Below are 10981 nucleotides of genomic sequence, written 5' to 3'. Positions count from 1 at the left end.
GATTGCCGAGACCATCCATCGTACTGGTGGGGGTAGGTGAGCTGGTCGAGCGTGACAAACGCTTTCGTGTGGCGGGCGAAGCGGTTTGCTCCAGCGAGCTGATCAACCTGCTCGCAGGCCTGGACGAATGCTTTACCCGACTGTCGCCCAAAGAACACGAAATATTGCGTTCATTCGTCTCGGGACTGAGCGTCAACGAGATTGCCCAGAAGTTGAACAGAAGTGCCAAGACTATCAGCACTCCGAAAATATCGGCCGTGCGCAAACTTTAAGTAAATGGTGATCAGAACTTGTTGGCTTATTGTATATAATGCAACTTCCTAAACTAACAGGAGAGACGGCTCAAGAACTTCAGAGTGGCTTTTAAGAATCGTCTGATGTTCCACTACAAGTGCGCGCTATATCGTATTGTTTTAACCCAACCATTGGTAAACAACATGAAAAAGCTGTCTCGAGCACTTCTCGCCCTTTCAATCATGGCTGCTGCCGGCAACGCCCTGGCCGCCGATCCTGTTACGCCAACCAAGGCCGGTAGCGGCACCATCAACTTCACCGGCAACATTAACAACGATGCCTGCTCCGTTGAAGGCGCCGGGGTAAACAAAACTATTTCGGTCCCTATGGGCGAGGTGTCGATCAAGGACATGGGCACCGCTACTGCGCCTAAAGGCAATGGCACCCTGAGCGCCGAGAACTTCGACATGAAGATCAACTGCAACGCCGGTACCAAGGTCGCGATGATCTTTGAGCCGACCAAGGGTGCAGGTTCGGGCATCGTTCCCGGGACCAAAGTGCTGAAGCTGAACGACGGTCTGGGTTCTGCCAAGAACATCGGTATCGCCTTGCTCGACGCTAACGGTACGTTGATCGACCTGAGCTCGCCGTCCACGGCGAAGATCGAAAACACCTTGCAAGACAGCAACACCACGCTGAAATTCTCGGCGGCCTACGTCACCACCGCCGATGTGGCGACAGCCGTTGCCGGTCGTGGCGACGCCACCCTGCCGTTCACGCTGCAATACGAATAATCCGCGCGAACACCCAAGTCTGGTGCGGGGCCGTTCGGCCCTGCACCTTCATTCAATTGCGCGGTACCCCTCATGTTCTATCGTCACACACTGTCCATTTGCGCAGGCCTGCTGGGCCTGCTCATGGTCGATCAGGCCATGGCCGGCATTTCATTGAGCAGCACCCGCCTGGTCTTCGACGGCCAGCACAAGGAAGCCGGGATCACCGTGCGCAACAGCGGTGAAGATGTGTTGATCCAGTCCTGGATCGACACCGATGCCAGCGAAACCGCCGCTGTACCGTTTGCCGTCACCCCGCCACTGGTGCGCGTCAGCGGCGACGAACAGCAGATATTACGGGTGATGTACGAAGGCACGGGCATGCCGACCGACCGGGAGTCGGTGGTATGGCTCAATGTCCAGGAAATCCCACAGACGGCGAAAACCCTCAACACGTTGCAGCTGGCCGTGCGTCAGCGCATCAAGGTGTTCTTCCGCCCGGCGGGACTGAAAAACAACGCCTATCTGGCACCGAGCGAACTGACCTGGCGCCTGGCCGAACGCGCCGGTAAAAGCCTTCTGGTGGTGAACAACCCCGGTCAGTATCACGTCTCGATTGCCGATATAACGCTGCAATCCGGCGCACTCAGCGAACAGCCTTTTGATTCGACGATGATTGCCCCTGGCGAACAAAAAGAGTTCAGCCTTAAACAACTAAATCACACAAGTACAGCCCGCCTGTTATTCAACAGTATTAATGATTATGGCGCACAAGACCGTTATGGCGCGCAACTATCCAACCGTGCCGATACCCAAGCCAGTTTGAATAAAGAGTCACCATAACTTAGGTGCCGTTGTCACAGCCGCACTGTCACTGTATTTCTCTTCGCTCCGTTAGTTCGTATCGGAGGTGATATAGGGTTCCTGCATGTTTTTACTCAAGCGCGACGGATGGGTGCCGTTTTCGATTACCCTGGTTTTCAGCAGTGTTTGCCTGGCGGATGGCGATGAACAGTTCAATACATCGTTTCTGCAAGGCGCTCCGTCCTCTGTGGACCTGCAATCACTGCTCGCCTCCAGTCGCGTGCTGCCCGGCATTTATCGGGTGGACCTCTACGGCAACGAGATCCTGGTCGGCCGTCGCGATATCGACTTCCGTCGCCACCCCGGCACGGGCAAGGTCGAGGCCTGCCTGACCCTGGAGATGGTGCAGCAATTAGGGGTGGACATTGGCAAACTGCAAGCCGCCGGCAAACTGACCGGCGATGACCCGAACGCCTGTCTCGACCTGCCCGCCTTGATCGATCACGCCAGCGTACGTTACGACGTGCCGCGCCTGCGCCTGATGGTCAGCGTGCCGCAAAGCGCCATGGAGCGCGGCCGGCGTGGTTATGTCGACCCGGCCTTGTGGGACGAAGGCGTGTCCGCAGCGTTTATCAACTATCAGTTGAGCAGCAGTCGCAACAGCACCCAGGCTGGAAACACCCTGTCCAACAACATCGGCTTGCGCAACGGTATCAACCTGGGCGCCTGGCGGTTGCGTAACGAATCGAACTTCAGCAGCAGCACCGGTCGTCCCAGCACCTTCAAAAGCAACCGCAGCTATCTGCAACATGACGTGACGGCCCTGAAGGGCCAGTTCAGTGCCGGGGACATTTTCTCGGATGCCGACCTGTTCGACAGCGTGCGCTATCGCGGCCTGAAACTGGCGTCCGACGATGGCATGCGCGCCGACAGCGAGCGCGGTTATGCGCCGATCATTCGTGGCATTGCGCAGTCCAGTGCCACCGTGGAAATTCGCCAGAACGACTACATCCTCTACACCGCTAATGTGCCGCCGGGTCCATTCGAGATCAGCGACATCTACCCCAGTGGCTCCAACGGCGACCTGGAAGTGACGATTATCGAAGCCGATGGTCGGCGCCGGGTGACGGTGCAAGCGTTTTCCAGCCTGCCGATCATGGTGCGCCAGGGCCAGTTGAAATACAGCGTCTCGGCCGGCCAGTACAACAGCAACAGCAATGATCAAAAGTCACCGCAGTTCGTCAGCAGCACCCTGGCCTATGGGGTCAGCAGCGATCTGTCGACAATCGTCGGGGTACAGGCTTCGGACAATTTCCAGGCGTTGTCCGTGGGCGCCGGTCGTAACACGCCGTTCGGTGCGGTCTCGCTGGACGTGACCCACTCCAGCAGCCGCACCTTCGGTCAGGCCGTCAAGGGCAACAGCCTGCGTGCCTTGTATGCCAAGACGTTTACCGGTACCGACACCAACTTCACGCTCGCCGCCTACCGCTACTCGACCGAGGGCTATCGCACCCTCGCCGAGCACGTCGAAGAGTTGAGCAGCGATGGCCAGAAACGCACCGGCAACTCAAAAACCCGCACCGACCTCACCATCAACCAGAGCCTGGGACGCAACCAGCGATATGGCAGCATCTACGTGAACGCCAGCGACCAGCGTTACTGGGGGCGCGGCGGTTCGCAAAGCCTGTCGGCGGGTTACAGCAACTATTGGGGGGATGTGAGTTACAACATCGGGGCCACGTACTCCAAGGATGTCGGCAACTACGGGCCGTCGAACAATGACACCCTGGTCAACCTGTCCGTGTCGTTCCCGCTGGGCTCAAAACCCCGTGCACCACGGGCCTTTGTGTCCGCCAGCACGCAGAAAGCCGACGACAGCACCCAAGTGGGCATCAATGGCTATCTGACAGAAGACAGCGACACCTATTACTCGGTGCAAGGTGGCAACAGCAGCAGCGGTGGCAGCAGCGGTTCGGTCAACCTCAGCACCCGCACGTCGGTGATGGACCTCAGTGCCGGCTACAGTCGGGGACGCGGATACAACTCGCAGAGCCTTAACCTGGCAGGTTCGGTCGTGGGCCATGCCGGCGGGATCAACCTGGGACAAACCGTGGGCGAGACGTTCGCACTGGCACAGGTCGAAGGCGTGGCGGGCGTCAAGATCGGCAGCTATTCCGGGGCCAAAACCGCCAGTAACGGCTTCGCGGTGGTGCCTAACGCCCAGCCCTATCGCGTGAACTGGATCAACCTTGACACCCGTGACCTCGGCGGCGATATCGAGATTGATAATGCGACCCGGCAAGTGGTGCCACGACGCGGTGCAGTGGTGCTGGCACGTTATGCCAGCAAGACCGGTCGGCGCGTGCAGTTCGCGCTGTTCGACGCCCAGCACAGGCCGATTCCGTTTGGCGCGTCGCTTGAAGATGGTGCGGGCAAGCAGATTGCGATCGCCGACCCTAGCGGCAAGGCGTTGGCGTTGATTGAGGCCGACACCGGCAGCCTCTTCATCGTCTGGCAAGACCAACGGTGTGAAGCGCCTTATGCGTTGTCGAAACGCGATAAGGCGCGGAACTACGAGCGGGTGTCGCTGGTGTGCGGCCCCTCCGAAAAATCGCGCTTGTAGAAGATGACCAGCGAACTGGCGACGCCGCTGGTGTCGGAATATTTTGTTCGGCACCATTTTTTCAGCCCGGTCGGCGCTTTGACAACGGGCCTATATGGCCCGTTGCCTTATGTCCGGATTATTCAAAACAATATGATGAAACGATATAGCAACTGATTTGCACTCCTAAAAAGGCTGATCTATACATCCAAGCCACACATTGATGAGGTGTGTGGCAAGCAAGGGCTCACGGAACCGGAGCTCCTGCATAACAAGGATAGAGACAACGCTTCAAGGATGATTCAGCCATGCATGCGTATCGGCATTTCGATCGTTGTTCCATTTTTAAACGAAGCCACGATTCTTCGATCCAGGTTTTCGGCCAGGTTGCTCATTGCCACCGGCGCTCGATTCGACCTGATTCCCCTCCTACCTATCGCCTTCGCGGCGCTACCCCTTCTGCCCATCACGCCTTTGTGGCTCTCCGGCCTCAACCGGGTGTCGGCGTGTGGCGTGAAACATCTGGGTGTTCCACCCGGGTGACCCTGGGCAACAGCCCGAACGGACTCTGTAAAGGTGATCCGTTGTTCTGAGGCAATCCTGCCTCGATTGCAGCGAATGTCGGACCGGATCGGCTCACCCCGCGGGTGACCCGAGGCGGATCCCGTGTAGTCGTTCGTCCAACCTTTTCATGACGCAGTACCCACTTTTCCAGGATGGAGATGGTTATGACTGTACTCAGAGTTGGCATCGTCGGCCTTGGCGCGCAGATGCAAGAAAACCTGCTGCCCACGCTTCTGCAAATGCCGGATATTCGCATCGTCGCCGTGTGCGACAGCGACTTGAACCGCGCCGGACAGATTCACCGTTTCATCTCCGAGGTCGCGATCACCGACGACTTCGACGACATGCTCGATACCGCTGCGCTGGATGCGGTGGTCATGGCTTGCCCGCCCCAGGCGCACCGCGACCTGGCGATCAAGGCCATGGCCAAGGGCGTGCATGTCTTCGTCGAGAAGCCGCCGTGCTTCACCCTCGCCGAGCTCGAATACCTGATCGGCGCGGCTCGCCAGGCCCAGGTGGTCACCGGCGTGGGCATGAACTTCAAATACGCCAAGCCCATGCGCCAGCTGCGCGACATGACGCGCACCGAGCAGTTCGGCAAGGTCGTGCACATCCAGCTCAACCACTATGCGAGCAAACCCACCGCGCCGCTGTGGGGGCTGGATTCCACCCTGCGTTCGTTCCTGCTGGCCCAGGCGATTCACACCATCGACCTTGGCGTGACCTTCGGTGGTGGCGAATTGCGCGATATCGAATCCCGCGTGCAACGCCACGAGGACTCGTTGCTGGTGAGCCTGGAGCTCGGCTTCAGTTCCGGCGCGACGGTCAGCCTGCTGAGCGGGACGATGTTCCCGTACTTCGAATTCGACATGAAGATCGTCAGCTCCAATTCGATGATGGTCGAGCTCAACAACCTGTGGAACATCACCCTGCACGAGCCAGTGCATGGCACCAGCGCCACCGGTACCGCCAAGCGCTGGCGCGGCGCGTGGCAGCCAGGGCCGCTGGATTCGGGTTATGAGCGCAGCGGTTATTTCGGCGAACTGGAGAAGTTCTTCGACGCGGTGCGCAACCGTTCGCCTTACGAGGCCAGCTTCGAGAGCCTGCTGCCGACCTTCCGGGTGATCGAGCAGATCTGTCATGCCGACAGCGCCCGTGCCGATGTCGCCCCGGTGCTCGCCCTCCACCCCACCCATGCCGCCAAGTCCCCAGCCTTCCTCGGAGCCCAGACCAATGTCCTCTAATCTCTCCAGCGCTGCCCGCATCTCCGTTTCCGACAAGTACCGTCCGGTGTACGCCGACGATCTGCTGACCCTGCAGAACACCCTGGAACGGCCGCTGTCCGGCACCAGCGATGTGGTGGGCGAATACGAGGCCAAGCTGGCGGCCTGGTTCGAGGCACGGCATGCGATCGCGGTCTCCTCGGGGGGCGCGGCCCTGAGCGTGGCGATCTACGCCGCCGGTGTCGGTCCCGGCGACGACGTCCTGCTGACGCCGAGCTGCCCGCTGTGCACCATCTATCCGATCATCGCCGCGGGCGCCAACCCGATCTTCGTCGACACCCGCCGTCATGGCTTCGGCGCCGATCCGGAGTCGATCAAGGCCCGCATCACTCCGCGCACCCGGGCGATCATCGATATCCCGATGTGGGGCTACCCCACCGAAGTCGATGAACTGCAAGGCCTGACCCGCGAGCTGGGGATCAAGCTGATCCTCGACCTGGCGCATTCCCATGGCAGCACCCTCCATGGCCGGCCGCTGTCGGCCTATGGCGACCTGTCGTGCTTCAGCACCCACGAACGCAAGCCGCTGGCCACCGGCGAGGGCGGTTTTATCCTCACCGACGACGACCAATTGGCCCAGCGCTGCCGCGACTACAGCCGCTTCGGCAACCTCAATGGCAAGGACTTCGGCCTCAACTACAAGCTGGCCGCGCTGCCCGCCGCCCTGGGCGCCAACCGCCTGGACTCGCTGGCCGCGCAGATCGAGCAACGACGCGCCAATGCCAGCTACTTCCTGCAGCAGCTCGACCACAGCAAGGTGCGGGAAAAGGTCATCATCGAAGGGGGGCGGACCAACTACTACTTCCTCAACCTGGAACTGCATTTCGCCGACAACCGGGCCTTCATCGATTACCTGGACGAGGCGGGCATCCCGTCGGACATCAAGCGCTACGGCTGCAAGGCACTCTACGAGTTCCCGGCGCTGGCCCAGTACCGCAACGACTGCCCGAACGCCGAGGCGCTGCTGGCCGGCATGACCACCATCCCGGTCCATCCGGACATCACCCGCGCCGAACTGGACTACATGGCCGAGCGGATCAATCAGTACGGTGCGCCATGATGACGGACGTCCCCGATCGTTCGACCCTGGACCGGCATTTCACGGCCTCGGCGTTCGTGTTGAACCCGGACCGCAAGATGCTCCTGCTGCACCATCGCAAGCTGGGGGTCTGGCTGTACCCGGGCGGCCATATAGAGCAGGGGGAAACCCCTGATGTGGCGGTGCTGCGCGAGATCTACGAGGAAACCGGGATTCACGCCGCCCTGCTGGGCGAGCGTGACCTGGAACTGGCCGATGCCGAGACCGATGTCACGGTATTGCACCAGCCTTACCGGATCCTCTGCGAGTTCATCGATGACAAGCGCGGGCCGCACTACCACCTGGACCTGATCTACCTCACCGCCACCGACCTGCGGGCTTGCCCGCCGGAGCGCGAGGTGGAAAACGCGCGCTTCTTCAGCCGGCAGGAAACCGCCGAGCTGAAGATGTTCCCCAACTTCCGGCGCCTGGTGGACCGGGTATTCGCCGATGCCGAGGTGTGGGACATGGTCGGCAGGAAGGTGGCGCCATGAACCAGACCACCTCCCTACATGCCCGGGTCATCGCGGACAAGTGCGGCCACGATACCGCCGACGATGTGCCCGAGCTGCAACGCGCCCTGGCGACAGGGCTGACCGGCACCTCGCAGATCGTCGAGGACTACGAGACCGCGCTCGCCGTGCTGTATGGCGTGCGTCACGTGATCGCGGTGTCGTCGGGGGCCGCTTCGGTCACCGCGGCACTGGCCGGCGTGCGCTTCCAGCCGGGGGACGAAGTGATAGTCGCGCCCACGTGCCCGATCTGCACCGTCCTGCCGATCCTGGCCCTGGGCCTGGTCCCGGTGTTCTGCGATGTGGCGCCGGACAACTTCGGGCTCGACCCGGATGACCTGCAACGCTGTATCGGCCCGCGGACCTGCGCGGTGATCGAGGTGCCGATGTGGGGGTATCCGATTGCCTCGCACGTCACCTGGACCATGACGCGCCAGGCCGGTATCCCGCTGATCCAGGACCTGGCCCATGCGCACCTGACCCGCCTGAACGGCAGCTGGCTGGCGCAGCATGGCGACATCAGTTGCTTCAGCACCCACGACTGCAAGTTCATGTCCACCGGTGAGGGCGGTTTTGTCATGACCGATGACGACGAGCGCGCCAGCCGTATCCGGGCCTACACCCGCTTCGGCAACCTCACCGGCGAGACCCTGGGCATCAACCTCAAGCTCGGTGGGCTGCAGGCGGCCCTCGGCCTGGCGCGTTCGCGGCAGCTGGAAAGCCGTCTGCACCAGCGCCAGGACAACCGCCGACGGTTGCTGGAGCAACTGGACAACCCGGCGCTTCGCGAACTGCCGCTGACCCCCGGTGGAGAGGCCAACGCCTATGCCTTGCTGTTGCAGGCGGTGGGGCACGACGGGCGTGAGCTGGTGCATTACCAGCAGCGTCACGGCATCCCTTCGGACATCGGCAAGTACGACAACCAGCCGCTGTACCAGTTGCCGTTGCTGGCGCAGTACCGCCGCGATTGCCCCAACGCCGCCCGGTTGCTGCGTTCGCTGACCACGGTGCCGCTGCACCCGGGCCTGGCGGGCGACGACCTGGCATACATTGCAAAGGTGCTCAATGATTACTCCCCAGCCTGATACCGCCGTGGGCGGTCGACATGCCGTGGTCATTGGCGGCAGCGTGACGGGCTGCCTGACGGCCGCGGTCCTGGCCCGGCGTTTCCAGCGGGTCACGGTGATCGAGAAGAGCGATTTCTTCGACGAGACCGGGCCTCGCCAGAGCCTGCCCCAGGAGCATCACGTCCACCTGTTGCTGCTGCGCGGCAAGCAGATCATCGAAGGCATCTTCCCCGGCACCCTGAGCGCCCTGGAGCAGGGAGGCGCGCAAGTGGCCGACCTGGGCCACGACGTGAAGTGGTACCAGGGCGGGCGTTGGAAAAACCGCTACCGCAGTGGCATCTATGCCCATTACTGCAGCCGGCGGCTGATCGACAACCAGCTGCGCCGGGCCTTGCTCGGCGTGCTGAACGTCGAGGTGCTGTCGAGCACCCGGGTCACGCGGATCGAGTTCACCGGGGTCGATCCTTCCCGGCGGGTCGAGGCGGTGACCGTCGACGATGGCCATGGCGAGCGGACGCTGCGCTGCGACCTGCTGGTCGACGCCAGCGGGCGTGGCACGCGCTTGCCGACATGGCTGAAAGAGGCCGGTTTCGGCGAGGTCGAGACCAGCGTGGTCAAGACCGAGCTGGGTTATGCGTCGCGCATCTATCGGCGCCTTCCGGCCTATGCCGAGCAATGGCAGGTCCTGCTGGTGCTGCCCAAGGCGCCGTTGCAGCGCTCCATGGGGGTGATCAGCCCGATCGAAGGCGACCGCTGGATGGTCACCACCGGCGGCTGGTTCGGCCACTTTCCCGGCAACGATCCGCAGGAGTTCCTGCAGGCGCTGGCGGCGCTTCCGGTGCCGGACATCCATGAGGTGATCCGCGACGCCGAGCCGCTGTCGCCGGTCCACACCTTCAAGATGCCCGGCAGCCGCCGCACGCACTTCGACTGGGTCGAGCACTGGCCCGCCGGGCTGCTGGTGGTCGGCGACGCCCTGAGCAGCATGAACCCGCTGTACAGCCAGGGCATGACCATCGGCGCGCTGGAGGCCGATTGCATCGACCGCCACATCGACGAGGTATTGCTGGGCGGTGAGGGCTTTCGCCAATTGCAGGGCCGCCTGTGCGGGGTGGTCGATGGCGCCTGGAGCATGGCCACCACCGAAGACTTCCGCTTTCCCGAAACCGTTGGCCAGCGCAGTTGGCGCACCCGTTTCCATCATTGGTACGGTGCCGGCCTGGGCCAGGTCTCGGCGAACAATCGGCGGGCCCTGGAAACCCAGATTGGCGTGACCAACCTGGTGATGGAGCCCCGCAAACTCTACACACCGGCGATCGCCTCGCGTATCGCCCTCAACGCCCTTCTTGCGGAGAAAACCCGACCATGATCGATGATCGACTGCACTTCTCGGGGATCGAACACCTGGTATTCGACTGGAACGGCACCCTGATCGACGACATCGCCCTGGCGGTCAGCGCGGTCAATCGCTGTGGCGAGCGCTATGCGGTGCCGCCCATCGATGCCGTGCGTTACCGGGCGCTGTTCGACTTTCCGATTGCCGATTTCTACGCCTCCCTGGGGTTCGATCTGCAGCGCACGCCCTTCGCGCACATCGTCGAGCACTACCTGGAGCACTTCGATACGAATGTCGCGCAGTGTCCGCTGCACGATGGGGTGTTCGAGGTGCTGGAGGCGGCGCGCAATGCCGGCATCGGCGTCTCCATCGTGTCCGCCTCGCATTGCGACGTGCTGCGCAAGACCCTGGAGGCCAAGGGCCTGCACGGGCATTTCGAGCATGTCGTGGGGCTGAGCCACAACCAGGCCACCAGCAAGACCGCCGAGGCCCTGATGCTCCAGGAGAAGCTCGGCACACCGGCCGGGCGCACCCTGTTCATCGGCGACACCCTGCACGACTACGATGTGGCGCGAGCCGTCGGCTGGAAGCCGCTGCTGGTCAGCACCGGCCATCAGGACATCGACCGCCTGCGGCAGGCCGACGCCCCGGTCTTCGGCGGCTTGGGCGAATTGCTGGGCCATTACGCCAGCGACGAGCGACGCGCCGTCATTCGCGAGGGGGCCTGA

10 protein-coding genes and 1 pseudogene are annotated in these 10981 nt (G+C 62.2%); all 11 read left to right on the top strand.

What is annotated here, in order from left to right; all coding sequences use genetic code 11:
* Window positions 1-113: 113 nt before the first annotated feature.
* A pseudogene (locus IF690_RS29205) lies at window positions 114-272 on the top strand (LuxR C-terminal-related transcriptional regulator); the annotation flags it as partial.
* Window positions 273-437: 165 nt separating this feature from the next.
* On the top strand, window positions 438-1028 hold the full coding sequence (locus tag IF690_RS00915; RefSeq protein ID WP_202701255.1) for a fimbrial protein: 591 nt from the start codon (window positions 438-440) through the stop codon (window positions 1026-1028).
* Window positions 1029-1100: 72 nt separating this feature from the next.
* Window positions 1101-1850: a fimbrial biogenesis chaperone gene (locus tag IF690_RS00910; protein WP_202698488.1), complete on the top strand. Its 750-nt coding sequence runs from the start codon at window positions 1101-1103 to the stop codon at window positions 1848-1850.
* 85 nt (window positions 1851-1935) lie between these two features.
* Entirely contained in the window at window positions 1936-4434 is a 2499-nt protein-coding gene (locus IF690_RS00905) for a fimbria/pilus outer membrane usher protein (protein ID WP_202698487.1), read from the top strand.
* A 3-nt stretch (window positions 4435-4437) separates the two neighbouring features.
* On the top strand, window positions 4438-4590 hold the full coding sequence (locus IF690_RS00900) for a hypothetical protein (RefSeq protein ID WP_202698486.1): 153 nt from the start codon (window positions 4438-4440) through the stop codon (window positions 4588-4590).
* A 551-nt stretch (window positions 4591-5141) separates the two neighbouring features.
* Entirely contained in the window at window positions 5142-6221 is a 1080-nt protein-coding gene (locus IF690_RS00895) for a Gfo/Idh/MocA family protein (RefSeq protein WP_202698485.1), read from the top strand.
* Window positions 6211-7320: a DegT/DnrJ/EryC1/StrS family aminotransferase gene (locus IF690_RS00890; protein WP_202698484.1), complete on the top strand. Its 1110-nt coding sequence runs from the start codon at window positions 6211-6213 to the stop codon at window positions 7318-7320. Before IF690_RS00895 ends, IF690_RS00890 begins: the two co-directional genes overlap by 11 nt.
* Entirely contained in the window at window positions 7320-7832 is a 513-nt protein-coding gene (locus IF690_RS00885) for an NUDIX hydrolase (RefSeq protein ID WP_286673833.1), read from the top strand. The genes IF690_RS00890 and IF690_RS00885 overlap by 1 nt, the downstream gene beginning before the upstream one ends.
* Window positions 7829-8935: a DegT/DnrJ/EryC1/StrS family aminotransferase gene (locus IF690_RS00880; RefSeq protein WP_202698482.1), complete on the top strand. Its 1107-nt coding sequence runs from the start codon at window positions 7829-7831 to the stop codon at window positions 8933-8935. The genes IF690_RS00885 and IF690_RS00880 overlap by 4 nt, the downstream gene beginning before the upstream one ends.
* Window positions 8916-10286 carry an NAD(P)/FAD-dependent oxidoreductase gene (locus IF690_RS00875; RefSeq protein WP_202698481.1) on the top strand — a complete coding sequence of 457 codons (1371 nt, stop codon included), beginning with the start codon at window positions 8916-8918 and terminating at the stop codon, window positions 10284-10286. Before IF690_RS00880 ends, IF690_RS00875 begins: the two co-directional genes overlap by 20 nt.
* The gene (locus IF690_RS00870) at window positions 10283-10981 is read left to right on the top strand and encodes an HAD family hydrolase (protein WP_202698480.1); all 699 of its coding nucleotides are present in this window, start codon (window positions 10283-10285) and stop codon (window positions 10979-10981) included. Before IF690_RS00875 ends, IF690_RS00870 begins: the two co-directional genes overlap by 4 nt.

Origin of the sequence: Pseudomonas sp. SK3(2021) (assembly GCF_016772375.1) — a bacterium.
In the GTDB taxonomy this organism is placed as follows: domain Bacteria; phylum Pseudomonadota; class Gammaproteobacteria; order Pseudomonadales; family Pseudomonadaceae; genus Aquipseudomonas; species Aquipseudomonas chlororaphis_I.
Note: the sequence above shows the minus strand (reverse complement) of the source record. Positions and strands in the feature narration are given on the sequence as shown.